Origin of the sequence: Arthrobacter sp. Marseille-P9274, assembly GCF_946892675.1 — a bacterium.
Lineage (GTDB): Bacteria > Actinomycetota > Actinomycetes > Actinomycetales > Micrococcaceae > Crystallibacter.
Genome location: NZ_CAMPOV010000001.1, coordinates 914313 through 939712 on the forward strand (window position 1 = coordinate 914313; position 25400 = coordinate 939712).

The following is a 25400-nucleotide window of genomic DNA, read 5'->3' on the forward strand; positions in this document are numbered from 1 at the left end:
GCCACAGAAAGGTAGCCGAAGCCATGGCATCGATCACCCTCAACCATCTCGTCAAGCAGTACGGGGACGGATTCCCCGCGGTCAACGACGTCAGCATCGACATCGCCGACGGCGAGTTCATCATCCTCGTGGGACCTTCGGGCTGCGGCAAGTCGACGCTGCTGCGCATGATCGTGGGCCTGGAGGACATCACCTCCGGAGACCTGCTGATCGACGGCCAGCGGGTCAACGAGAAGGCGCCGCGGGACCGCAACCTGGCCATGGTGTTCCAGAACTACGCCCTCTACCCGCACCTGACCGTGTTCGAGAACATCGCCTTCCCGCTCCGGCTCGGAAAGGGTAAGCACAGCGAGGAAGAAATCCGCCGCCTCGTCACGGACGCCGCCAAGACCCTGGAGCTCACGGACCATCTCGAGCGCAAGCCGGGCAATCTCTCGGGCGGCCAGCGCCAGCGCGTCGCCATGGGCCGTGCCATCGTGCGGCAGGCCGACGCCTTCCTCTTCGACGAGCCGCTCTCCAACCTCGATGCCAAGCTGCGCGGCCAGATGCGCTCGGAAATCTCGCAGATGCAGCGTCGCCTCGGCGTCACATCCGTCTATGTCACCCACGACCAGACGGAAGCCATGACGCTCGGCGACCGGGTCGCGGTCCTGAAGAAGGGCGTGCTGCAGCAGATCGCCTCGCCGCGGGAGCTGTACGAGCAGCCGGTCAACCTGTTCGTGGCCGGCTTCATCGGCTCGCCCTCCATGAACTTCGTCCCGGCCACCGTCTCCGGCAACGTCCTGAAGACCGCCGTCGGGGACATCCAGGTCGATTCCCGCAAGGCCAGCGCGATCGAGGGCAAGCGCCTGGTCCTGGTCGGCGTCCGCCCGGAATTCTTCGAGGACGCCTCTTTGGTGGATGAGGCCAAACTCCCCCACGGCTCCACCTTCACCGCCGAGCTGACCCACACCGAGTGGCTCGGCAACGAACAGTACGGCTACATCAACTTCGATCCCGACCCGGAGGTGCGGGCCCTGCTCGACGGCCTGGCCCGCGACATGGACGCGGACGAGCTGCGCCCGCAGATCGTGGTGACCCTGGACGCAGCCAGCCGGATCCGCGGCGGCCGCCCCGCCGAGCTCTGGCTGGACACCCGGAAACTGCACCTCTTCGACCCCGAGACCGGCGAGAACCTCACCCGCGACGCGGCCTCCGGCGCTGCCCTGACCGAGGAAGCCAACGCCGCCCGAGCTGAGGAAATCGCCGACGCCCGGGAGCGCGACCGGGCCAACGTCTAGCCCGGCGGAGCCGCCGGTTCTCACGACGCTGAAGCCATGACGCCGGAATCTGCGGCGACCACCCCTGCGCCCGGTGCCGGCCGGGCTGCGCGTACTCGGCGCGTCCTGCCGGTCCGGCCCGCGGCGCGGCCGGCCCATCCAATACCCACGAGGCACAGGGCTGGTCGGCCGACAGTGATCGGCGCCGCGCCACCATAGGCGGGCCACTACCCATCGGCTGGACGCCGCTGCGCTGACCCCGCCCCGGCCCGATTGCCTCCGAAAAGTCCGGACACACCAGTGCATGGAATTCAACCCGGGACCACTCTGGGGTAAGCTAAACCTCGTTGTTCGACGGGCAGTCGCCCGAGTGCCGGACGACGCAGGCGGGCGTAGCTCAATGGTAGAGCGCTAGCTTCCCAAGCTTGATACGCGGGTTCGATTCCCGTCGCCCGCTCCACAGAACGTTGTAGGGCCCTGCCGGCGGCAGGGCCCTACAACGTTCTGGGAACGGATTCTCCCTAGTACTCTTCCTGGGTCTCGAACCCGGCACGGTCCACCTTGCGGTGGAAGCGCATCCCGGCCAGGCCGCCGAGCAGCGCGCCGGCCAGCGTGACCAGCAGTACCACGCCGAGGGTGATCAATCCCGGAACCGACAGATCCTGCACCATGGAAGACAGGGCAGCGCTGCCGGTGACGGTATTGACCAGGTCCATGCCGCCCGTCGCCAGCCCGATCACCGTGGCCAGCACGGCCATCACGATCGCCCACACCCACACGGCCAGGCCCTGCCGTAGTCCGTCGAAGCGCGCCATCCGGCCCGCCACGTAGCCTCCGCCGAAGTAGGCAATGAACAACAGCACCAGCGCGACAACAATGGCGGTGATGCCAAGCGCACTGTTGTCGGACGCCAGGGACCGCGGATCCTGCGGCAGCGCGCCGCTGTTGTAGCCGACGGCTGCGACGATGCCGGCGGCGAGCGAAAAGAGCAGCACCGTCAGGGCGGCGGCGCTGAGCCAGCCGAAGAACGCGGAGCCGACCTTGACGCCGCCGTAGGCCTGGCGCTGGTTGACGTACATCGTGTCCCGGTCCAACGGGGTGACGGGCCGGTAGGCGCTGGTGTCCGTGTAGGAGCGCTCATCATCCAGCTGCCGCTCGGCGCTGAGGCGTTGCCGCCGGCCGCCGAGCCCGCGCGCCAGCAGCGCCGGCACCCGCCGCCGACGTCCCCAGCACAGTGGTGTCGTTGGAAGCCCCCCGCACCGGTGCCCGCCCCAGTCCGGCCCGGAGTATCGAGCACGGTGGTGTCGTTTGCGCCCCTGCTGTCCCCGCCCGCCCCGAGGTATTCAGCACGGTGGTCTCATCGGTCCCGGCACCGGTTGCACCCGGTCCTCCGCTCGTTCCCAGCACCGTGGTCTGCGGCGCCGTCTCCGCTCGGCCCCCGGCCGGCTGCCGCCGCCCGCCGCCGGGCCGGACGTCGCCGCCGAATCGGCGGTCAAATTCGCGTCATTGCGGCGCGCACCGCCGTCGTTCTTGTCCTGCGCATTCGTGCTCATCAGGGCCTCCTGCTCCGGTCGGTTCGTTGGCCGGTTCGCTGCCGCAGCAGGCCGGCCGCCTCTGCCTCCAGCGTAGACCCGGCCCTGGGACCAGGCCAGCAATGCCGCGCGGTTCACTTGGGCATACACACGGTTCACTTCTGTGGAGGGCGCCGGCTCAGTTGGCTCGAGACCCGGCAACTGGGCGGACGCGCGTAAAGGACCAGTCGTAGTTGCGGCCGCGGACACGGACTAGACTGGGAACCGATGAACCGGAAGATGTTTAAGTCAAAGATCCACCGCGCCACCGTCACCCACGCAGACCTGCATTACGTCGGCTCCGTGACGGTGGATCTTGACCTGCTCGACGCCGCGGACATCCTGCCCGGCGAGCTGGTTTCGATCGTGGACGTCACGAACGGCGCCCGGCTGGAAACCTACACGATCGCAGGCGAACGCGGTTCCGGCGTGCTGGGCATCAACGGCCCGGCCGCCCACCTGGTCCACCAGGGCGACATGGTCATTCTGATCACCTACGCGGACATGACCACGGACGAGGCGAAGGCCTACATGCCCAAGGTGGTCCACGTGGATGCCGCGAACAAGATCGTCGAGCTCGGGTCGGATCCGGCCGAGGCCATCACGGAAGGGCTCTTGCGCCCGCCGTTCGCCGTCAAGTAGCGGCTGCGAACGCCGCGCCGTGCTGGGGGTCATCGCCGGGTTCTCCGTTGTCTGGACCATCATCCTCGTCGGCTTTGCCGTAGGCCGGGGCAACCTGCTGGGTCCGGGCGGCAGCATGGCGCTGAGCCGGCTCGCCTTCTTCGTGGCCAGTCCGTGTCTGCTGCTGGAGACGCTGAGCGAATCCGATCTGGAAGTCATTTTCTCCAACACGCTCATCGTGGCCGCCGCCAGCGCCGTGGTGGTGGCCTTGGTCTACTTCGCGGTGGTCCGGATCTGGTTCAAGCGCGGGATCTCGGAGGTGCTCATCGGGGCCATGTCCTCCTCGCTGGTGAACTCCGCCAACCTGGGCATCCCCGTCGCGGCCTATGTGCTGGGCGACGCGACGCTGGTCGCGCCGGTGCTGATCTTCCAGCTGGCGTTCTTTTCTCCGCTGTTCCTCATGGCGCTCGATTCCACCACCAGCCGGTACCGCACCACGGTCTTCAGCTTCCTGCTCCAGATTGTGCGGAATCCGATCCTGATCGGCACGGCGATCGGCCTGGTCCTGGCCGCCACCGGGTGGGAGCTGCCCGAGGTGGTGATGGAGCCGATCCGGCTGATCGGTGGCGCCGCCGTCCCGGCGATGCTGATGGCCTTCGGGATTTCCCTCAACGGGTCCAAGCCGCTCCAGGCCAACGGCGGCCGCCGCAAGGATGTGCTGCTGGGCTCTGCGCTGAAGCTGGTCCTGCAGCCGGCCGTCGCCTACGTCGTCGCACGTTACGCGCTGGGGATGGAGGGGCACCTGCTCTTTTCCGCCGTCGTCCTCGCGGCCCTGCCCAGCGCGCAGAACGTCTTTGTCACCGCGCAGCGCTACGAAAGCGGAGTGGTGATCGCGAAGGACACGGTGCTGCTGACCACGATTCTCGCGGTGCCGACGATGACGGTGCTGGCCGGGCTGCTCGCCTGAACAAACCCGGCGTCCTGCCGGGCGATGCTGTGTAGTCTGCTCTCATGGCGAAACTCGAGGCTGCCGACCACTTGGAAAAGATCCGCCAAGGCTACCGGTTCGAGGGGCCGACCGTGCACCTTGGCGCGGCGATGGTGGGCGACGCCGCCTACGCGGACGCTCCGGTCCGGCTGCCGCTGGCGATGATGAACCGGCACGGGCTGGTGGCCGGCGCCACCGGCACGGGCAAGACCGTCACGCTGCAGGTGATCGCCGAGCAGCTCAGCGCCCACGGCGTGGCCGTGTTCCTCGCCGACATCAAGGGCGACCTGACCGGGCTCTCCACGCCGGCGGCAGGCGGCGCCAAGCTGGCCAAGCGGACGCAGAGTGTGGGACAGGACTGGGCCTCGACCGCGTTCCCGGTGGAGTACTTCAGCCTCGGCGGCGACGGTAAAGGCGTCCCGGTGCGCGCCCGCATCTCCGATTTCGGCCCGCTGCTGCTGGCCCGTGTGATGGACCTGAACGAGACCCAGGAGTCCAGCCTGCAGCTGGTGTTCCACTACGCGGACAAGAACGACCTGGAACTGTATAACCTTGCGGACCTGCGCGCGGTCATCCAGTTCCTGGTGTCCGACGACGGCAAGGAGCAGCTCGAGGCGCTGGGCGGGCTCTCGAAGTCCACGGCCGGAGTGATCCTGCGCGAGCTCGTCTCCCTCGAGGCCCAGGGCATGGACAAATTCTTCGGCGAGACCGAGTTCGAAACGGGCGAACTGCTGCGCACCGCCGACGACGGGCGCGGCATCATTTCCTGCCTGGAACTGCCGACGCTGCAGGGCAAGCCGGCCGTCTTTTCCACATTCCTCATGTGGCTGCTGGCCGACCTGTTCGCCGAACTTCCCGAGGTGGGCGATCTGGAGAAACCCAAGTTGGTCTTCTTCCTCGACGAGGCCCACCTGCTGTTCCGCGGCGCGTCCAAGGCCTTCCTGGAATCCGTCACGACGACGGTCCGGCTGATCCGGTCCAAGGGTGTCGGCATCTTCTTCGTGACCCAGACGCCCAAGGACGTGCCGTCCGAAGTGCTCGGGCAGCTGGCCAACCGGATCCAGCACGCCCTGCGCGCCTTCACGCCGGACGATGCCAAGGCACTGAAGGCCACCGTCTCGACCTTCCCCATGAGCGACTACGACCTCGAGGAAGTCCTCACTAGCGCCGGCATCGGCGAAGCCGTCGTGACCGTCATGAACGAGAGGGGCGCGCCCACGCCAGTGGCCCTGACCCGCATGTGCGCGCCGCAATCGACCATCGGCCCCTCCCCCGCGGAGACCGTCGGCGGCCTGGTCCGGAATTCGCCCCTGCTGGCCGTCTACGGTCCGGCCGTGGACAGCCGCTCCGCGTTCGAGAAACTGAGCGGAATACCTGCCTCCGGCGATGCCACGGGAAGTACGACGACGGCGGGGCCCGCTCCGGCCGACGCCTCCCGTTCCGGAGGTTCAGGTTCCCGCACTGCTGGTTCCGGCACTGCTGGTTCCGGCACTGCTGGTTCCGGCACTGCTGGTTCCGGCACTGCTGGTTCCGGCACTGCTGGTTCCGGCACCGCTTGTTCCGCGGGTTCCCGCCAGCCCACGCCGGCCGAGATCGACGCCGAGGCCCGCAGGATCGAAGAAGAAATCCTGGGCCGGCCCTCAAGCCGCCCGGCGCCATACCCGAGTCCACCCGCCGGCCCCGCTGCCCAACCCGCTCCCCGGTCCCGACGGTTGGTCCCGCCGAGCCCGGTCGAGGTTCACGAGGCCGCTCCAGTTCACCGCGGCAGGACGAGCCTCGTCAGGCACCGAAGAAGGATGAGACAGCCGACATGATCAAGGACGTCGCCATGCAGGCCGCGACCGTATTCGGCGTGAACTCATGCGCGGCCTCTTCGGCACCGCCGCCGGCGCCGCCGCTAACAGTACCCGGCCCGCCCAGGCCCGACACCGCCGTCGCATCTCCGCCCAGGCCCGACACCGCCGTCGCACTCCCCCCCGGCCGGAACTCCCGCCGCACCGCCGACCTAGCCACCGCCGTCGTAATGGCTCACGCGACAAAGCTTCCTTCAGCCCAACAGGTAACGTATGAGGGTGGGAAATTCGACGGTCCTCCGGACGGCAGCTGCGTGGCTGCTCTGCCTCATGCTCGCTGTAGCCGCCGCCGTCGTCACGATCGTCATTGTGAATGCCAAGGTTTACAGCCCGCAGCACCAAGTGCGCGCGTACTTCGACGCGCTCAAGGACGGTGACGGCGGCCGAGCGCTCGGGCTGCTCGATGCCAAGGTTCCGGACGCGAACGCCGCGCTGCTCGACGGCGCGCCACTGAAACAGTCCGTCGCGGATATCAGCGACCTTGAAGTCGGCGATCCCGTGCAGTTGGACGGCGACCGGGTCGAGGTGCCGGCGAACTACACGATTGAGGGGACGCCCCACACGACGTCGTTCGAACTGGAGAAGTCCGGCACGAGCTGGCTGTTTTTCGACCGATGGCGGTTCGTTCCGACGGAACTGCCCACTGTCGAAGTCGGCGTGGTCAACGAAAACGAGGCATCGCTGAACGGCACACGGGTTGCGCTCCCCGAAGGCAAGAACAAGTTCGCGGTGTTCTACCCCGGCTCGTTCGAGGCCCACTTCACGAGCGAGTTCTTTGCTGCGCCTGTGGTGGAGTCGGTGCTGACGGATCCCGAGCAGGAGGGCGAGGCCCGGCTGTCACTGGAGACCAAGGCGACCGAGAAGCTGGTCGACGAGGTGGACAAGCAGGTCCGCGGCTTCCTGGACGGATGCGCCGAGCAGGCCGTGCTGCAGCCGGCCGGGTGCCCGTTCAGCGCCTCGATGGACCGGGTCAAGGACAACAGCATCGATTGGGAAGTCACCAAGTATCCCAAGGTGGCCATCAATCCCAGCAACGGCACATGGGTTATGGAGCCGCTCACCGGTACGGCCAAGCTCAGCGTCGTTGAGATCGACCTGTTCACTGGAGCCGCGGAGCCGCAGACGCTAGAGGAAGAGTTCAACTTCACGGGCAGCCTCTCCGTCAATGACGGCAACGTGACCCTGACGCCGGTCGTCGAATACTGAGACGGAACTATCCGCGGCGCACCGTCTCCACCCAATCGTTCGGCAGTGGTATCCATCTGCGTCCGGACACCTGCGGCTCGGGCTCTCTCATGGCGGCAGCGACTGAATGCGGCGGGATCTGATTCGCCGTTCTCCGGCTTCCGCGGGCCCAGGCCTGTCGAAGTGTTCCTGGTCTGATTGTGGAGACTCTCCGCTCATAGCGCCCGTGTCCTCTTGCGGTTTCACGAGCAGGATTCAGCAACGATTCGGGACGCTTCCCGGTTCTAGAAGGGTGGCGGTGTGGTGTCGGTGAAGGGGTCCGGTGGCGGGGGCGGTGGCGGTGTGATGCCGTGGGAGATCCAGGACCCGTCCGGGTAGCTGGTGTAGGTCTGTCCGGTCCTGGTTTGGTGGCGGATGACCCCGTGTGGTTCCTGGGTGGTGTGCCACCCGTCGTTGTGCTTGGACAGGTGGTCGGGTTTGCAGCGCAGGGCGAGGTTGTCCAGTTCGGTTTTGCCGCCGTGTTCCCACGCCTGCGTGTGGTCGAACTCGCAGTGCTTCCAGTGCGTCCGGCAGCCCAGGCCCCGGCAGGTCCCGTCGCGTAAACGCACGTGGCGTTTGAGCCATTCGGGCGGGTGCCGCATCTCGCGGGCCACCATCACGGCTTTGTCGTGTTCGTCGGTGATGACCGGCAGCCACGTTTTCGCCAGGCCCGCGATCCTTCGCGCCATCCCGGGCGGGATCGGCCCGTACCCGGCCAGCTCGCCCGGCTCGTCCCCGCCCGCTGCGGTCGCCAGCGGGATCGTCACCGCGACAAACGCCTTCACGTTCCCGCCGCCCCACACCTCACCGGCACAGGCAGCACCGGCAACGGCGTCACCGACCTGGGCGGCGGCACCGGCAGCGGGGTCACCGGCCGCGGCGCCGAAGCGGCCGTCCGTGACGCCGGCGAGCGTGTCCGTTCCGGCCCCGTTCCCGCCGGCCGGCGGGAGGACGGCGGCCCTGAAATCCGTCCCGCTCCCCACCCCGTTCCTGTTTCCGTTTCCGGGCGCCGAGCCGCGGCTGCTGCCGCCGTCGGCAAGGCCGTCGGTTCCGTTGGCGGCGGGGGCTGCCGGGGTGAGGGGTCGGAGGCAGAGGTCGGTGAAGACGTCGGCGCGCAGTTGGGCCAGGGTGCGGGTTTCCCCGTCGAGGGTTTTCAGGTGTTTCGCGTGCTCCTGCACCAGGTTGTAGACGGCCATCGCGGTATCCGCGCCGGTATGCACGCTCAGTTCGGCCATCCCGTCCTCCTGCGGCCGGAACCAGAGCCCGCGGTGCTCCATCGCCCTCGTATGCCGTTCGTCCAGGGTCTGCGGGTGCAGCCGGTGCCGTGCCGTCCGGGCCCGGTCCTGCACGGTCTCGCGGACCACGTGCTCCGCCTCCGGCAAAACCGCCTGCTCGTACTCGGCCAGTACGGCGGCGGGCAGGTCGCGGGAGCCGCGCACGATCGCACTCGCCCGCCCCAAATCCACCCGCCCTTCGCCCATCGCCGCCACCGTGCCCGGGAAGTGCCCGCAGAGCTGGACCGCGTCCGCCAGCTGCGGGGCCAGCGTGTTCCGGGACTGGTGCAGGTGCGCGCTGAGCTCCTTCACCGTGCCCTGCTCGTAGCCCTCCGGGCCCATCAGCGGGGACCCGGGCTCGGTCCGGCGGCCGGCGAACTCGGCCAGCCCGACCACCCGCAGCGACTGCAACCACGCCGTGGCCTTCTCCACCGCGGCCAGGTACTCCAGCAGCACCCCGTCAGAGAGTCCGGACAGGTCCTGCCGCGCCAAAATGACGGCCAGATCCAGGGGTGCGATGTCCCGCCACGCCTGAAACCACTCCACCGGACCGTGCTCCACCAACGCCGGCGGCTTCGGCCGGGCCGCCTCCCTGGCCCGCTCCCGCTCCACCCGCCGGGCCGGCGACAACGCCCAATCCGGCACCTCATCCCCATCCCCAGCCTCACCCGCCGCCGGTACCGGCTCGGACGCTGCCAGGGGATCAGCGGAAACGGGCTCCGCCCGACCGGACGCAGCCAGGGGAGGTTCGGCCGTGTGTTGTGGGCCCGGGGTTCCGGTTTCCTCGGCGGGCGGAGAAGGAACAGGGATTGCGGCGGCGCCAGCTCCAGAGGGAGCCTGAGGCGCCGCAGGGTCGACTTGGGGCCCTACGGGTTGAGCTTCACCCTGGGATGGGCTCGGCTCTCGATCAGCCTGCGGCAGGGCTGGCGCGGACCTCATCTCGCCTTCGCTGGGTGCGGAAACCGATGCGACTCCTTTGTCAGACGCTTCTGGCCCCGGGACATCCTGTGAATAGCCGCTCTCGCCGTCCGTGGCAGGTGCAGGCGTATTAGAAACCGGGCCCGTTGCTGAGGCGTCGGGCTCCTCGTCGTTCGGCCCGTCGATGGGAACAGTAATTCCGCCGTCCTTCTTACCGGCGGCGATGGCGCGGTTGCTTCGGCGCGGTGAGGGGTCGTGGGGTTTCGTTGGGCGGGTGCCACTGCCGGGGTACATGCTGCGCAGCCACTGCTCGAGCAGGGCCTTATGCAGCTGATATTCGAAGACGGAGAAGCGGCCCTCACGAGTGAGCGCGGGCGCGGGACTGAACATCCACGCCTCATACCGTTCCTCTGGAACCTTTTCCATGTCCCCACGCTATAAGCCGCTACTGACAGATTCGGCCCGGATTTTTCAGTTGTGGAGAAGTAAGCCAACCGATGTCTACGTGGAGGGCAAAAACGGGGTGGCCGGAGGAGTCCGAACCCGGGGAGGTGTTCGGAAGCCAGATCTTCGGGTGCAGGGTGGCCGCTGAGGCCGGGGAGGTGTTCGGAAGCCAGGTGGCCGGGGTGCAGGGTAGCCCGTCGAGCTCGGGGAGGCGTTCGGAAGCAAGGTGGCCGGGTCGCCGGGGTGCAGGGTAGCCCGTCGAGCTCGGGGAGGCGTTCGGAAGCAAGGTGGCCGGGTCGCCGGGGTGCAGGGCAGCCCGCCGAGCTCGGGAGGCCTTCTGAAGCCAGGTCTCCGGGGTGCACGGCAGCCCGCTGGCCCGGGGAGGTGGCACGGGCGGTCGCCCGGGATGGGTGAACCTGCCGCGGGCGGCATTGAGCCCGTGCCGGGTGCATGCCACCATGTAATGGTGAGCGGCGATGAATGAGCTCTTCTCGGATGGTTTTCCCTGGTGGATGATCTGGGTGGGCTTCGCCGTGTTCTCAGGTATGGGGCAGAAGTTCCACCGCAGTCGCCGGAAACACCTGAAGCACAAGGCACGCCGCGAGGCGGAGGCGCGTGCTGAGCGTGAGCGCAGGGACAGCGCGGCGGCATGGCTGGACCAGCTTCGCCGTGACACGGCAGCAGTCATGGCGGATCATGCTGCCGTGAACGCCCGCTGGCTGGAGTACGAGCTAGACGTGGCCAAGCTGATCGACTATCCGATGATGTCGGACGTGCGCGAACCCCTCACGGTTGGGTTCCTCCGGGCCAAGCGCGCCGCGGATGGGCTGAGGCCGGCCGTCGCGGAGGACATCTCCACGGCGGAACGGCTGCAGGAGTACCGCGATGCCGTGCGTGCCTACGAGGTTGCGTTCGAGATTGCCGAGCGGGAGGCCCGCCGGATCAAGGATCAGCACTTCAGCGGTCCGGAGCGCCAGCGGCTCAATACTGCCCGGCGGCTGCTGACCATTGCTGTGGACAGCGCAGGCACCTCGGCTGAACGTCAATTGGCGTACCGTCGGGCGCGGAAGGAACTGGACGGGCTGCTAGCCCTGCCACCGGAGGCCGTGGCGGCGCTCGAGCGGCGGGTGGCTCCGCAGTTGGCGCCGCTGCGGGACGGGCCGGACAGCGCCCGCACGTCGTAGCCGTTGTGCAGGACGCTGGGCCGTCTCCGCTTGCTGGGCTGACTGGCTGGTGCCATCAGCGGCTGCGCTGGCTGGAGGGCTTGGCTGCTTGTGGCGCTGACTGGCGGGCTTGGCTGCTTGTGGCGCTGACAGGAGGGCCTGGCCATGCTGGGCTGACTAGCTGGTGCCATCAGCCGCTGGCTGGAGGGCCTGGCCGGCCGGGGCTGCCGAGACCCTCACTGGGCGCTGCCGGGGGTGAGGCAGAATGGAACGGCGGCAGGCCGCCGTCGTACTTCCACCGATTGCCGAAGGACCTTAGCCGCTTCATGAGCATCACCATCCGCCCCGCGACTGCAGCCGATTACGACGACGTTGCCCGGATTACCCGCCAGGCGTACCTTTCCGGCGGGCATCTGCGCGAGGAAGACGAATACCTTGAGACCTTGGGTGACGTTGCCCACCGTGCCGAGCATGCGATCGTGTGGGTGGCCGAGGTGGACGGGCGGATCGCCGGCTCGGTCGCGCTGACGCTGGAGGGCCAGGAGTACTCGGACATCGCCCGCCCGGGGGAGCTGGAGTTCAGGATGCTTGCGGTGGATCCGCAGCTGCAGCGCGGCGGCGTGGGACGGGCGATGGTGCAGGCCATCCTCGATTATGCGCAGACCCTTCCCGGCATCCACTCGGTGAGCCTGACCAGTGTGGACAACATGCGCGGCGCCCACCGGCTCTACGAATCGCTCGGGTTCGTCCGCGAGCCCGGGCGCGACTGGAAGGTGCCGGACGAGGATATTGCGCTGCTGGTGTTCGTGAAGCCGCTGGCCTGCTGTGCAGCGCGCCCGGCCGATCCGGCGCGCCAGTAGACTGGTTGGTAGAAAACCCAATCAATCCGCGTAGGAGACTCATGTCTGAGATCAACCGTGAGGCCGTGGCGCATCTAGCGCGGCTGGCCCACATTGAGATGACCGACGCTGAGCTGGACCGTATGGCCGGCGAGCTCGATGTCATCGTTGACTCGATCAAATCCGTCCAGGAGGCCGCCGGCGACGACGTGCCGGCCACATCCCACCCGATCCCGCTGACCAACGTGTTCCGCGAAGACGTTGTCGGCGAGACGCTGACCAACGAGCAGGCGCTGTCCGGCGCGCCGGATTCGGCCGACGGCCGCTTCAAGGTCCCCGCCATCCTGGACGAGGAGTAAAGACATGACAGAACTTATCCGTAACAGCGCCGCGCGGCTGGCCGAACTGCTGGCCGCCAAGGAGGTTTCCTCCGTCGAGGTCACGCAGGCGCACCTTGACCGCATCGCCGAGGTGGACGGCAGCGTCAACGCCTTCCTGCACGTCAACACTGAGGAAGCGCTGGCCGTCGCGGCAGACGTGGACAAGGCCCGTGCCGCCGGGGAGGACCTGCCCGTGCTGGCCGGCGTCCCGATCGCCATCAAGGACCTGATCGTCACCGTCGGCCAGCCGACCACGGCCGGCTCGAAGATCCTCGAGGGCTGGATGAGCCCGTACGACGCGACGGTGATCAGGAAGATCCGCGCGGCGAAGATGCCGATGCTGGGCAAGACCAACCTGGACGAGTTCGCAATGGGTTCCTCCACCGAGCACTCCGCGTACGGCCCGACCCGGAACCCGTGGGACCTGGACCGGATCCCCGGCGGCTCGGGCGGCGGGTCCGCGGCTGCCGTCGCGGCCTTCGAAGCCCCGCTTGCGCTGGGCACCGACACCGGCGGCTCCATCCGGCAGCCCGCCTCGGTGACCGGCTCGGTCGGCGTCAAGCCGACCTACGGCGGGGTCTCGCGCTACGGCGCCATCGCCATGGCCTCCTCGCTGGACCAGATCGGCCCGGTTTCGCGCACGGTGCTGGACTCGGCGCTGCTGCACGAGGTCATCGGCGGCCACGATCCGCACGACTCGACGTCCCTGACCGATCCCGTGGGTGCGCTGGCCGAGGCCGCGCGGAACGGGGACGTGCGCGGGCTGCGGATCGGCGTGGTCCGCGAGCTTCAGGGCGAGGGGTACGACGCCGGTGTCCAGGAGCGCTTCGACGAGTCCCTGGAGCTGCTGCGCGGCGCGGGGGCGGAGATCGTTGAGGTTTCCTGCCCGAACTTCCGTTACGCGCTGGGTGCCTACTACCTGATCATGCCGAGCGAGGCGTCCTCCAACCTGGCCAAGTTCGACGGCGTGCGGTACGGGCAGCGGGTCCTGCCGACGGACGGCCCGCTGACGATCGAGCGGGTCATGGGCGCGACCCGTGCCGCCGGTTTCGGCGACGAGGTCAAGCGCCGCATCATCCTGGGCACCTATGCCCTCTCGGCCGGCTACTACGACGCCTACTACGGTTCGGCGCAGAAGGTCCGCACCCTGGTCCAGCGAGACTTCGACGCCGCGTTCGCGCAGGCGGACGTCCTGATCTCGCCGACGGCGCCGACCACGGCCTTCAAACTGGGGGAGAAGCTCGACGATCCGCTGGCCATGTACCTGAACGACGTCGCGACCATCCCGGCGAACCTGGCCGGCGTGCCCGGCATCTCCGTTCCCGGCGGCCTGGCGGACGGGCTGCCGGTGGGCATCCAGTTCCTCGCCCCGGCGCGTGAGGACGCCCGGCTGTACCGGGTGGGCCACGTGCTCGAATCGCTGCTGGAGGAGAAGTGGGGCGGGCCGCTGCTGGCCCAGGTCCCCGACCTGAGCGCCAGCACCGCCGAAACCATGTCAGGAGCCAACTAATGACCGCTGTTACGGACGAAATCCTGTCCTTCGATGAGGCCATGGAGAAGTACGACCCGGTGCTCGGTTTCGAGGTCCACGTGGAGCTCAACACCAAGACCAAGATGTTCTCCGCCGCCCCGAACATCTTCGGCGACGAACCGAACACTGCCGTCTCCCCGGTGGACCTCGGCCTGCCGGGTGTGCTGCCGGTGGTCAACAAGGCCGCGGTCGAATACTCGATCATGATCGGCCTGGCACTGAACTGCAAGATCGCCGAGTCCTGCTTCTTCGCCCGGAAGAACTACTTCTACCCGGACACCCCGAAGAACTTCCAGACCTCCCAGTACGAGGACCCGATCTGCTACGACGGCCACCTCGACATCGAACTCGAGGACGGCGAGGTGTTCCGCGTCGAGATCGAGCGGGCGCACATGGAAGAGGACGCGGGCAAGCTCACCCACATGGGCGGCGCGACCGGTCGCATCCAGGGCGCCGAGTACTCGCTGGTGGACTACAACCGCGCCGGCGTGCCGCTGGTCGAGATCGTCACCAAGCCGATCGTCGGAGCCGGCTCCCGCGCACCCGAGCTGGCCAAAGCGTACGTCGCCGCCATCCGCGAGATCGTGAAGAACCTCGGTGTTTCCGATGCGCGCATGGAACGCGGCAACGTCCGCTGCGACGCCAACGTCTCGCTGATGCCGAAGGGCACCACGACGTTCGGCACCCGCTCGGAGACCAAGAACGTGAACTCGCTGCGCTCCGTCGAGCGCGCCGTCCGCTTCGAGATCCAGCGGCACGCCGCGGTGCTGGACTCCGGCGCCAAGGTCACGCAGGAAACCCGGCACTGGCACGAGGACACCCGCAGCACCACCTCAGGCCGGCCCAAGTCGGACGCGGACGACTACCGCTACTTCCCGGAGCCGGACCTGGTCCCCGTCGTCACCACCCCGGAGTGGATCGAGGAGCTGCGCAGCCGGCTGCCCGAGCCGCCGGCCGAGCGGCGCAAGAAGCTCAAGGCAGCCTGGGGCTACTCCGACGCGGAGTTCCGCGATGTGCTCAACGCCGGCGTGATGGACGCGATCGAGGAGACCATCGCCGCCGGTGCTTCCGCCGCCGCCGCCCGCAAGTGGTGGATGGGCGAGATCTCCCGCCGCGCCAAGGAAGCCGAAGTGGATCCGGTGGACGTGGGCGTGACCCCCGAGCTGATCGTGGAGCTGGACAAGCTGGTCCAGGCCGGCAAGATCAACGACAAGCTGGCCCGCCAGGTTCTCGACGGCGTCCTCGCCGGCGAAGGCACGCCCGAGGAAGTCATCGCCAAGCGCGGCCTGGCCGTGGTATCGGACGACGGCCCCCTCCTCGAGGCCATCGACGCTGCCCTCGCCGCCCAGCCCGACGTCGCGGAGAAAATCCGCGGCGGCAAGGTCCAGGCCGCCGGCGCCATCGTCGGCGGGGTCATGAAGGCCACCCGGGGACAGGCCGACGCCGGCCGTGTCCGCGAGCTGATCTTCGAACGCCTCGGCGTCCAGGGGTAAGCCCCGTAGCACCGGACCTGCTCCGGTTTGGTCCCGTGCTCCGTTTCGGAGCCGCCGCTCCGCTTCGAGGTGGAGCGGGAGGACCAAACCGGAGCGGTTGGGTTAAGCCGCAGGACCGGGCGCGGGCCGGCTCCCGCGCCGGCGGGTTCAAGTCGGCGGGATCGGCGGGTTCGGCGGCGGGAATAATGGGGGGCATGGCCCTCATGCCCGCAGCAGACCTGGAGATCGATGTCCCGCTGGTGCGGCGGCTGCTCGCCGAGCAGGCCCCGGACCTTGCGGGGCTGCCGCTGCGGCTGGCGGCGAACGGCTGGGACAACGCCGTGTTCCGTCTCGGCGATGACCTCGCGGTGCGGCTGCCGCGCCGGGAAGCGGCCGTGCCGCTGCTGCGCAACGAGCAGCGCTGGCTGCCGGAGCTCACCGCGGGGCTGGCCGTCGCGACGCCGGCGCCGCTGCGGTGCGGCGCCCCGTCGTCGTTCTTCCCCTGGCCGTGGTCCGTGGTCCCGTGGATCGAAGGTACGACGGCGGCACGCGTCTCCCCGGGGCAGCGGCGCCGGGCAGCGGGCGGCCTGGCGGAGTTCGTGGCCGCGTTCCACCGTCCGGCCCCGCCGGAGGCGCCGCGCAATCCCGTGCGCGGTGTTCCGCTGCCGACCCGGGATCCGCAGGTGCGCCGGCGGCTCGCGGGCGGGCTGGTCCCGCACGCGGCCCAGGCTGGTCGGTTGTGGCGGGAGCTCAGCGCGGCCCCGCCGTGGACCGGGGAGCCGGTGTGGCTGCACGGGGACCTGCACCCGGAGAACCTGATCCTGCGCGGGGGCCGGCTCGCGGCGGTGATCGATTTCGGCGACCTGGCAGCGGGGGACCCCGCCACGGACCTCGCGGCGGCCTGGCTGGTCTTCGACGCGGCCGGGCGGCGCGGCTTCAGGGACCGGATCGACTCGGCGCGCATCGGCTCGGCGGCTGCCGTCGACGAACCCACGTGGGTCCGCGCGCGGGGCTGGGCGCTGGCCATGGCTACCGCCATGCTGGACGCGTCGGAGGATCATCCGGCAATCCGCAGGATGGGTGAAGAGGTGCTGACCCAGGTCCTCACGGACTGAGCCAGCCAGAGGCTCGTGCGGAAGGGCCCTGTTGGGGAGGCCCGGCGGGAGGGGCCGGGGCAACTTGAGCCGCGGCAGACGGGCGAAGTTGTCAGGAGGCCCGTGCGGGGCTGCCGCGGCGGCCCGGCTGGTGGTCGATCACTTCGGCAAAGAGCCGCAGGTGTTCTTCCGCCATCCGCGCCGCGCTGAAGTAGGTCTCGGTCACCTTGCGGCACCGCGCCCGGTCCAGCGTCTCCGCCTGCTGGAGCGCCGCCGCGAGCTGGTGGTTCCCGCCGCGCAGGAAGCCGGTCACGCCGTCCTCCACGATCTCCGGCGCGGAGCCTTGCAGCGTGGCGATTACCGGTGTGCCGGCTGCCATGGCTTCGATCATTACCATGCCAAAGGGCTCCGGCCACTGGATCGGATTCAGCAGCGCGACGGCGCCGCCCAGCAGACTGTACTTCTCCTCGGCTTTCACCTCGCCGACGAACTCGACGGGCGCTTTGACCAGCGGCTTGATGACCGTCTCGAAGTACTCGCGCTCGACATCCTCCGCCACTCGGGCGGCGATGCGCAGCGGCACGTCGGCCTCGCGGGCGATCTCGATGGCCTGCAGCGGGCCCTTGTCCGGGTGCATGCGGCCCAGGAAGCAGGCATACCCGCCGTCGCCCCGGCCGAGCGGGACGCATGAAGCGTCGATGCCGTGGTGGATGACCTGGCGGACGGGAACCTCCGGGGCGGTCATCGCCTGGTGCCGGGAGATGGCGATCAGGGGAGCGTCCTGCGCGATGGCCCGGTAGACCGTGCGGAAGGCCCCGTTCAGCGGGCCGTGCGCGGTGGTGACGAGCGGGATGCCGGGCGGGCGGTGGCGGGACAGGGGCCCGGCGAGGGTGTGGTCGTGGATGATATCGACGACGCCGGCCAGCGCTTCGTGGGCCAGGACCGTATGCGCCAGCTCGTCAACGCCGGCCCCGAGGACGGTCAGCCGCGCGCCGGGAAGGCCGGGGACTTGCGGGACCGGACAGTCGCTTCCCTCGGCCGCTACCAGCAGGACCTCGTGCCCGGCGGCGAGAAACTCCCTGGCGAGCGCGTCGATCACGGCTTCGATGCCGCCGTAGCGCGCCGGCGGAACCGTGATCCATGGGGGCGCGACGATGCCGATGCGCATTGCAATACTCCTGCCCTAGTTTCCGGCCTGGCTCCCCTGGACCTCCAGTAGGTCCGCCAGTGGTTTGCGTGCTCTGCGGTGCAGCGTGATGGCTTCGGGAATCCCTTGGACATCCGTCTGCCCGTCGTTGACCGTTAGCGAAATGCGGGAGCCAGCCAACGGAACGTTGCTGATCTGCAGGCGGCCCATTTCCTCCGGTATCCGCGGCGCGAGCCACACCCCGTCGTGCGTGATGCACGGGTCGAACCCGAGCATCACCCGCAGCAGGTGCACGGGCGTCGCCGCCGCCCAGGCCTGTGGCGAACAGGACGTGGGGTAGGGGATCGGCACCGGATAGGTGGCGCGCTCCAGTCCGCAGAACAGCTCCGGCAGCCGCCCCCCGAAGGCGCTGGCCGCCGCGAACAGGCCGCGGGCAATCCGCAGGGCCTCGTCGATGTAGCCGTAGCGCATTAGCCCCGCCGCGATCAGGGCGTTGTCGTGCGGCCACACCGAGCCGTTGTGGTAGCTGGCCGGGTTGTACGCGCCCATGTCGGTCGCCAAAGTCCGCACGCCCCAGCCGGAGAACATCTCGTCCGACATCAGCCGGCGGGCCACAAGCCCTGCCTTGTCATCGTCGACGATGCCGCTCCACAGGCAATGCCCCATGTTGGAGGCGCACGAATCGACCGGGCGCTTGTCGTTGTCCAGCGCGATGGCGTAGTAGCCCTTGTCCTCCAGCCAGAACCGCTCGTTGAACTCCTTTTTCAGGGCGGCAGCGCGGGCGGCCCATGCGGCGGCGAGCTCGGGCTCGCCGGCGGACTGCGCCATCAGCGCGCGGCTGATATAGGCCGAGTAGACGTAGCCCTGCACCTCGCACAGGGCGATCGGAGACGTTGCCATCCGCCCGTCCGCGAAGTTCACACCGTCCCAGGAGTCCTTCCAGCCCTGGTTCAGCAGGCCCTTGTCCGTGGCCCGCTGGTACTCGACGAAGCCGTCGCCGTCGGCGTCGCCGTATCGGCTGATCCAGTCCAGGGCCCTGTCAATGGTTGGCAGGAGAGAACCGTGGATCTCAGACCAGAAGCCCCAGCGCGTCAGTTCGCCGGCCAGCGTGACAAAGAGGGGCGTGGCATCGATCGAGCCGTAGTAGGCGTTTTCGCCGCCGAGGAGATGGCCGACGCTGGAGCCGAAGCGTACTTCGTGAAGGATCTTGCCCGGCTCCTCCTCGCTGCGCGGATCGACCTCCGTGCCTTGCCGCTCCGCCAGGGTCTGCAGGGTTCCGAGCGCCAGGGACGGGTCGAGGGGCAGGCACATGAAGGAGGTGAGCAGCGAGTCCCGGCCGAAGAGCGCCATGAACCAGGGCGAGCCGGCCGCCACCACGACCCGGCCCGGGTGGTCCGGGTCGAAGATCCGTAGGGATCCGAGGTCCGCCTGGCTCTGATCCAGCACCTGCTCGTAGTCCTTGTTGTCCATCCTCGCCAGCGGAGCGTTCCGCCGCCACTCCATCAGCCGCTCTTCGGGCAGGGAGGAACGAACCTGCCGGTGGGTCGCCAGCACATCGTCGACCGGCCGATCCGCCTCCAGGGTCGGCAGGGCCGTGATCTTGGCCGTCCAATTCTGCTGGGCAGGTATCACCATGTCGTAGCTGAGGCAGTTGCCAACGATGTCGGCGCCCTCGGCCGCGACGATGATCCGGGCCGAGATCGGTAGGCCCTCCGACTCGATAATGAGTTTGTCCGCTCGGCTTTCGGCCGCCTGGGCGTGGGTGATCTCCTTCAGGCCGGCTTTCACTTCGAAGAGGTCGGCGAAATCCGCACCGACTCTCAACTCCATCCGGCAGGTGGCCGCCTCGCGCGAGTAGTTGCTCACCACGATTTCTTCCTGCACGCCGTGGTCCAGGATCCGGCGCCGCTCCACCAGCAGGTGGCTGTCCGCCAGCCCGTCCGTGCGCAGGGCGCGACCGATGTAGACGGCTCGGTACGGTTCGTACAAGATCGCTTCGAGCGGCTCGACCGGATGTCCGTTGATGGTCAGCAGCCAGTCCGATACGAAGCGGGTGTCGCGGAAGAAGAAGCCGTGAGGCCGGTCGGGAGTCATGTCGCCGTTGGCGAAGGAGATGCAGAAGGAGGTCCCTTCCAGCAGCGTCACAGCGCCTTCACCGGCGGAACCGGCGGTGTTTTCCTCGCTCCAGCCGGTCATGGCCGGACCTGCCCGTGCCCAGGGCCGCGGCTGAAACGTCTACCCACATCCGGCAGATCGTGGCGGCGAGCGGAACGAAAAATCCTGAACAGCTGACCGGCCACGTGGTGCTCCGATGTTTGGGTTTTGGGCCCCCCTACATAAAAGCACCAAAAGCACCTCAGCAAAAGGGTGCGCACCCGCCGTCGTTAGCGGACAGGGAATGGGGGAGGTCACCAAGGCGGCGGGCACTTGGTGAGGATGAGAACGACGGCGGCGCGCACCAAAAGGGCGGCCGGACCTCTCGGTCCGGCCGCCCTCCCGGCGCCTGCGGTTCAGCTCCGGCTGTCGATCAGCGCGGAGCGGATGAGGAACCGCTTGCCCTCCGGCGCCTCGACGGAGAAGCCGCTGCCGCGTCCGTCCACCACGTCCACGGTCAGATGGGTGTGCTTCCAGTATTCGAACTGCTCGCGCGACATCCAGAAATCCAGGCTCTCGCCGCCGGGCAGCCCGAAGGTTCCCAGCAGCACGTCGGCCTCGGCCGTGATGAAGTCCCCGGCGGGATAGCACATCGGCGAGGAGCCGTCGCAGCAGCCGCCGGACTGGTGGAACATCAGCGGGCCGTGGCGGTCCCGGAGCTTCTCCAGCAGCGACACCGCGGCCGGGGTCAGCGAGACCCGGGAGAAATCTTCGCCGGGAATGACCGCGGCGGCCCGGAGGTGAGCGTCGGAATTTTGCTCCATGCCCGTGCCCCGATCCTAGAAGAAGCCGAGCTTGTTCTCGTTGTAGCTGACCAGCAGATTCTTCGTCTGCTGGTAGTGGTCCAGCATCATCGCGTGGTTCTCGCGGCCGATGCCCGAGGACTTGTAGCCGCCGAACGCCGCGCCCGCCGGGTAGGCGTGGTAGTTGTTGACCCACACCCGGCCGGCCTGGATCTCGCGGCCGGCACGGTAGGCAACGTTGCCGTTGCGGCTCCAGACGCCGGCGCCCAGGCCGTAGAGCGTGTCGTTGGCGATTTCCATGGCCTCCGCGTAGTCGCCGAACCGGGTCACCGAGACCACCGGCCCGAAGATCTCCTCCTGGAAGATGCGCATGTTGTTCGTGCCTTCGAAGACCGTCGGCTTCACGTAGTAGCCCTCGGCCAGGTCGCCGTCGAGGATGTTGCGCTCGCCGCCGATCAGGACCTTGGCGCCCTCCTGCTTGCCGATGTCCATGTAGCTGAGGATCTTCTCCAGCTGGTCGTTGGAGGCCTGGGCGCCGATCTGGGTGTCGGTGTCCAGCGGGTTGCCCTGGATGATCTTCCCGGTGCGGGCCAGCGCGTCCGCCATGAAGGAGTCGTAGATCGAGTCCTGGACCAGCGCGCGCGAGGGGCAGGTGCAGACCTCGCCCTGGTTGAAGGCGAAGAGCGCAAAGCCCTCCAGCGCCTTGTCGTAGAACGCGTCGTTCTCGGCCGCCACGTCGGAGAAGAAGATGTTGGGGCTCTTGCCGCCCAGCTCCAGCGTGACCGGGATGAGGTTCTGCGACGCGTACTGGCTGATCAGCCGGCCGGTCGTGGTCTCGCCGGTGAACGCGATTTTGCGGATCCGCGGGCTGGACGCCAGCGGCTTGCCGGCCTCCACGCCGAAGCCGTTGACCACGTTGACCACGCCGGCAGGCAGGATATCGGCGATGAGTTCCATCAGCACCAGGATGGACGCCGGGGTCTGTTCCGCGGGCTTGAGGACGACGGCGTTGCCCGCCGCGAGCGCGGGGGCCAGCTTCCAGACAGCCATCAGGATGGGGAAGTTCCACGGGATGATCTGGCCGACGACGCCGAGCGGCTCGTGGTAGTGGTACGCGGTGGTGTCGTCATCCAGCTGGGACAGCCGGCCCTCCTGGGCCCGGACGGCGGAGGCGAAGTAGCGGAAGTGGTCGGCGGCCAGCGGGATATCCGCGGCGAGGGTCTCCCGGACGGCCTTGCCGTTGTCCCAGGTCTCCGCGACGGCGAGCAGCTCGAGGTTCTCCTCGATCCGGTCGGCGATCCGGTTCAGCACTGCCGCGCGCTCGGCCACCGAGGTCTTGCCCCAGGCCGGTGCCGCCTTGTGCGCGGCGTCCAGGGCGAGGTCGATGTCCTCTGCTGTGCCGCGGGCGACCTCGCAGAACGGCTTGCCGGTCACGGGGGAGATGTCCTCGAAGTACTGGCCCTTGACCGGGGCCACCCATTCTCCGCCGATCCAGTTCTCGTAGCGGGGCTTGAAGCTGACCGGCGAACCGTCCTGACCGGGCTGTGCGTAAACAGTCATTGCTACTCCTTCAGCAGTCTCGAGCCGGGCATCGTTGACCTCGGACTCGTAGCAGACAGCCTAGGACGGGCAACGTTGCACGGACGTTGCAACTGGTTGCCCTCAGTGCCGCTTGGCCGCCCGTCCGGTGCCGGCCTCGGGGGACGACGGCGGGCGCGCGGCAATGGGGGACGGGGACGACGCCGGGTCCGCGGCTTCGGCGGCGGTCGCCTCCTCCTGGTCCCAGCCGGAGACCGGCTGCGGCTTCGCGAAGAAGACCGTAATGAGCGCGCCGGCAACTGCGACAACCGCGGGCAGCAGCAGGGACTGGCCCATCGCCGCGGCAAACCCGTCGTGCAGGGCGTTTGGCAGGACAGCGGAACCGCCCTCGGCGGGGGCTCCGGAGGACCCGCCGCCGGGCAGTTCCGCGGCGAGCCGCGCCTGCATGAGGGCGGCGATGGAGGCGCTGCCGAGGACGGCACCGATCTGGCGGGTGGTGTTGTAGACGCCGGAGCCCGCGCCGGCCAGGGCTGGCTTCAGGTTGCGGGTCGCCGTGGTGGACAGCGGGCCCCAGATGCAGGCGTTGGCCAGTCCCAGCACCGCGGCGGGGAGCAGGAGCAGCCAGATTGCGGTCTGCGGAGTCAGCAGGAACGCGTACCAGGCCAGTCCGCCGGCCATCAGCAGCAGCCCCGTGGTGGCGAAGTACTTGGGGTTGAACCGGTCGATCAACCGACCGACCACGGGCGCCAGCCCGGCGGAGATGACCGCGGTGGGAGCGAGCATCAGCGCGGACTGGGTCGGCGTGAGGCCGAGGACGCTCTGGTAGAAGAAGATCAGCGGCAGCGACATGCTCGTGACGGCGAACCCGACGGTACTGATGCCGCCGTTGGCCAGGGAGAAGTTCCGGTCGCGGAAAATTTTCAGCGGCAGCAGGGGTTCCTTGCGGTTGCTGGACTGCCAGAGCACGAAGAGCGCCAGGACGATCAGTCCGCCGACGACCAGGGTCCAGACGGTGAGCGGTCCGGCGATGGTTCCCCAGTTGTAGGTCTCGCCCTGCTGGATGCCGAACACCAGCAGGAACATGCCCGTGGCGCTGAGCAGCACGCCCAGCACGTCGAACCGGTGGGAGTGCCGGGGAAGGGACGGCACGAAGCGCCAGGCCATCACGAAGGCCAGGAAACCCACGGGCACGTTGACGAAGAAGATCCATTCCCAGCCCAGCGAGTCGACGAGCAGGCCGCCCACGATCGGACCAGTGAGTGCGGCCAGGCCTGCCACCGCGCCCCACAAGCCCATCGCTTGCCCGCGCCGGTCCGGCGGGAAGATCCGGGTGATCACCGCCATGGTCTGCGGCGTCATGATCGAGGCGCCGAGTCCTTGGAAGACGCGGGCGAGGATCAGCATCCGGATGTCGCTGGCGAAACCGCACCAGGCCGACGCCAGCGTGAACATGACCAGGCCGGTCAGGTACAGGTTTTTCGGGCCGAACCGGTCGCCGAGCCGCCCGGTGATCAGCAGGGGGACGGCGTAGGCGAGCAGATAGGCGCTGGTCGCCCAGATTACCGAGTTGATGTCGGTAGCCAGGCCGCGCATGATGGCGGGATTGGCGACGGACACGATGGTGGTGTCGACGAGGATCATGAAGAAGCCGATGACCAGTGACCACATGGCCGGCCACGGGCGTACGGGGGTAGCCACTGCAGGAACCTATCACGCGTTCCTGTGCTGCAGGTCAGCCGAGCTCGGCTTCGATCCACTGCAGGTGGGCCACGACGGCGGACCGCCTGGGCGACCGGGGCGGAAGGAGGCGGAGCGCGGCACGCCACCCCTCGGCGTCGTACTCGGCTTCCGGAAGTTCAAGGTAACGCAGCAGGGTCTCCGGCGACGCGTCGCTGAGCACCGCCTCGCGCAGGGTGGCGCTCACCTCCCGGCGGAGGCGGATGATGCCGGGCGCCTCGGACGCGGGCAGCACGGTGCCGCGGTAGTGGCTGAGGGCCAGCCGGTGCGCGCCGCGCCGCAGGTGGTCGAGGACCTGCCGGGCATCCAGGACTGGCGGAACCGGCAGCCGGTAGGGCCGGGACTGCGGGATCGCCTGCGGATCCGCGGCGCCGAGGACCTTGCGCAGCCGCACCATTTCCGCCCGCAGGGTGGTGCTGCTGGCGTCGGGATAGAGCAGCGCTGCCAGCTCTCCGGCGCTCAGCCCGGCCGGATGGAGCGCCAGCAGGGCCAGGATCTCGGTGTGCCGGAGCGACAGCTCGATGCTGCGGCCGCCGATGTCCAGCAGGCCCTGGTCCCGGCCGGTTAGCTTCAGCGTGGGTGACGGCCGCAGCTGCCGGCGGCTGCCGGAACCATCGGCGCTGCGGGCAGGCGGGGCGGGGGTGCGGCGGAGGCGCGTGCCTTGCTCGAGCCGGTGGATCCGAAGTTGTGCCTCGGCGGCGGCAACGGTGGCCTGCACCAGGGACAGGGTATGGGCGGCGACGGCCTGCTCCCGGCCGGTGATGTCCACGACGCCGATGACCGCGCCGGTGTCCGGGTCGCGCACCGGCACGGCGGTGCAGCTCCACGGGTGGACGATCCGGCTGAAGTGCTCGGCCCCGGAAATCTGGACGCCGCGGCCTACAGCCAGGGCCGTGCCCGGAGCGCTGGTGCCGACGGTGCGTTCGGACCAGTCGGCGCCGGCGACGAAGTGCATCGCTTCGGCCTGGCGCTTCAGGGCGGAATCGCCGTCCACCCAGAGCAGCCGCCCGTGTTCGTCGCCGACGGCCACCAGCATCCCGGATTCGTGGCTGGGCTCGACCAGGAGCCTGCGGACCACGGGCATGACGCCGGCCAGCGGGTGGTTCAGCCGGTACGCCCGGAAATCGTCCTCGGCCAGATCCACCCGGGCCAGCGCCGAGTCAGGATCGGCGAAGGTCAGCGAGCGCTGCCAGGAAGCGCGGACCACCTCGCGCACGCCGTCCAGCAAGTCACCGCCCAGCAAGGCGCCGTCCTCAGTACCGTCATAGCGGGCCAGCCGGCGGGTGACGCCGCCGGCGGCCTGGTCCAGCAGCTCATGGGCGGCGTACGCCTGCCGCTGCGCAGGCCGCGCGCCGGGTTGCAGTTGAGAACGCACCTTCGCTCCACTCACACAGTCCCCCCGCACCTTCGTAAAAGTGGCACGCCTCACAGTCTACCTGCGAAGGCAAG

The 25400-nt window shown here is 68.8% G+C and carries 19 protein-coding genes and 1 tRNA gene; 12 read left to right on the plus strand and 8 right to left on the minus strand.

The window, feature by feature from the left end; all coding sequences use genetic code 11:
- The first annotated feature begins 23 nt into the window (after nucleotides 1-23).
- Nucleotides 24-1280 carry an ABC transporter ATP-binding protein gene (locus OC550_RS04135; RefSeq protein ID WP_262104034.1) on the plus strand — a complete coding sequence of 419 codons (1257 nt, stop codon included), beginning with the start codon at nucleotides 24-26 and terminating at the stop codon, nucleotides 1278-1280.
- A 365-nt stretch (nucleotides 1281-1645) separates the two neighbouring features.
- Nucleotides 1646-1719, plus strand: a tRNA-Gly gene (locus OC550_RS04140).
- A gap of 61 nt (nucleotides 1720-1780) precedes the next feature.
- Here the strand turns inward: OC550_RS04140 and OC550_RS04145 are convergent.
- Entirely contained in the window at nucleotides 1781-2470 is a 690-nt protein-coding gene (locus OC550_RS04145) for a hypothetical protein (protein ID WP_262104035.1), read from the minus strand.
- A 588-nt stretch (nucleotides 2471-3058) separates the two neighbouring features.
- Between OC550_RS04145 and panD the strand changes: the two genes are divergently transcribed.
- From panD to OC550_RS04165, 4 genes are all read left to right on the plus strand, one after another.
- On the plus strand, nucleotides 3059-3472 hold the full coding sequence (gene panD, locus OC550_RS04150; RefSeq protein WP_262104036.1) for an aspartate 1-decarboxylase: 414 nt from the start codon (nucleotides 3059-3061) through the stop codon (nucleotides 3470-3472).
- A 19-nt stretch (nucleotides 3473-3491) separates the two neighbouring features.
- The gene (locus OC550_RS04155; RefSeq protein ID WP_262104037.1) at nucleotides 3492-4418 is read left to right on the plus strand and encodes an AEC family transporter; all 927 of its coding nucleotides are present in this window, start codon (nucleotides 3492-3494) and stop codon (nucleotides 4416-4418) included.
- Nucleotides 4419-4462: 44 nt separating this feature from the next.
- Nucleotides 4463-6253 carry a DUF853 domain-containing protein gene (locus tag OC550_RS04160; RefSeq protein ID WP_262104038.1) on the plus strand — a complete coding sequence of 597 codons (1791 nt, stop codon included), beginning with the start codon at nucleotides 4463-4465 and terminating at the stop codon, nucleotides 6251-6253.
- Between the two features lie 258 nt (nucleotides 6254-6511).
- On the plus strand, nucleotides 6512-7498 hold the full coding sequence (locus tag OC550_RS04165) for a hypothetical protein (protein ID WP_262104039.1): 987 nt from the start codon (nucleotides 6512-6514) through the stop codon (nucleotides 7496-7498).
- A 263-nt stretch (nucleotides 7499-7761) separates the two neighbouring features.
- Here the strand turns inward: OC550_RS04165 and OC550_RS04170 are convergent, their stop codons facing one another.
- The gene (locus tag OC550_RS04170) at nucleotides 7762-9435 is read right to left on the minus strand and encodes an HNH endonuclease signature motif containing protein (protein WP_262104040.1); all 1674 of its coding nucleotides are present in this window, start codon (nucleotides 9433-9435) and stop codon (nucleotides 7762-7764) included.
- A gap of 1193 nt (nucleotides 9436-10628) precedes the next feature.
- Here OC550_RS04170 and OC550_RS04175 point away from each other — a divergent pair.
- The 6 genes from OC550_RS04175 to OC550_RS04200 all read left to right on the plus strand — a co-directional run bounded on the left by OC550_RS04175 (nucleotide 10629) and on the right by OC550_RS04200 (nucleotide 16652).
- Entirely contained in the window at nucleotides 10629-11336 is a 708-nt protein-coding gene (locus tag OC550_RS04175; RefSeq protein ID WP_262104041.1) for a hypothetical protein, read from the plus strand.
- 305 nt (nucleotides 11337-11641) lie between these two features.
- On the plus strand, nucleotides 11642-12175 hold the full coding sequence (locus tag OC550_RS04180; RefSeq protein WP_262104042.1) for a GNAT family N-acetyltransferase: 534 nt from the start codon (nucleotides 11642-11644) through the stop codon (nucleotides 12173-12175).
- Nucleotides 12176-12216: 41 nt separating this feature from the next.
- A complete protein-coding gene (gene gatC / locus OC550_RS04185) occupies nucleotides 12217-12513 on the plus strand; it encodes an Asp-tRNA(Asn)/Glu-tRNA(Gln) amidotransferase subunit GatC (protein WP_005268888.1) in 297 nt (98 codons plus the stop codon).
- 4 nt (nucleotides 12514-12517) lie between these two features.
- Nucleotides 12518-14044 (plus strand): Asp-tRNA(Asn)/Glu-tRNA(Gln) amidotransferase subunit GatA, encoded by a 1527-nt coding sequence (gatA, locus tag OC550_RS04190; RefSeq protein WP_262104043.1) that lies wholly within the window; start codon nucleotides 12518-12520, stop codon nucleotides 14042-14044.
- Nucleotides 14044-15558, plus strand: a complete 1515-nt coding sequence (gatB, locus tag OC550_RS04195) for an Asp-tRNA(Asn)/Glu-tRNA(Gln) amidotransferase subunit GatB (RefSeq protein WP_262104044.1) — start codon at nucleotides 14044-14046, stop codon at nucleotides 15556-15558. The genes gatA and gatB overlap by 1 nt, the downstream gene beginning before the upstream one ends.
- A 194-nt stretch (nucleotides 15559-15752) precedes the next feature.
- A complete protein-coding gene (locus tag OC550_RS04200) occupies nucleotides 15753-16652 on the plus strand; it encodes an aminoglycoside phosphotransferase family protein (protein WP_262104045.1) in 900 nt (299 codons plus the stop codon).
- 91 nt (nucleotides 16653-16743) lie between these two features.
- On the opposite strand, the gene OC550_RS04205 is transcribed toward OC550_RS04200, so the two are convergent.
- From OC550_RS04205 to OC550_RS04230, 6 genes are all read right to left on the minus strand, one after another.
- Complete coding sequence (locus OC550_RS04205; protein WP_262104046.1) at nucleotides 16744-17799, minus strand: glycosyltransferase family 4 protein; 1056 nt, start codon at nucleotides 17797-17799, stop codon at nucleotides 16744-16746.
- Between the two features lie 15 nt (nucleotides 17800-17814).
- Complete coding sequence (locus OC550_RS04210; protein WP_262104047.1) at nucleotides 17815-19974, minus strand: glycogen debranching N-terminal domain-containing protein; 2160 nt, start codon at nucleotides 19972-19974, stop codon at nucleotides 17815-17817.
- A gap of 314 nt (nucleotides 19975-20288) precedes the next feature.
- Complete coding sequence (locus OC550_RS04215) at nucleotides 20289-20696, minus strand: DUF779 domain-containing protein (protein WP_262104048.1); 408 nt, start codon at nucleotides 20694-20696, stop codon at nucleotides 20289-20291.
- Nucleotides 20697-20711: 15 nt separating this feature from the next.
- Nucleotides 20712-22235: an aldehyde dehydrogenase family protein gene (locus OC550_RS04220; RefSeq protein ID WP_262104049.1), complete on the minus strand. Its 1524-nt coding sequence runs from the start codon at nucleotides 22233-22235 to the stop codon at nucleotides 20712-20714.
- Between the two features lie 102 nt (nucleotides 22236-22337).
- A complete protein-coding gene (locus OC550_RS04225; RefSeq protein ID WP_262106246.1) occupies nucleotides 22338-23882 on the minus strand; it encodes a DHA2 family efflux MFS transporter permease subunit in 1545 nt (514 codons plus the stop codon).
- A gap of 64 nt (nucleotides 23883-23946) precedes the next feature.
- Entirely contained in the window at nucleotides 23947-25326 is a 1380-nt protein-coding gene (locus OC550_RS04230; protein ID WP_262104050.1) for a GAF domain-containing protein, read from the minus strand.
- Nucleotides 25327-25400 lie beyond the last annotated feature (74 nt).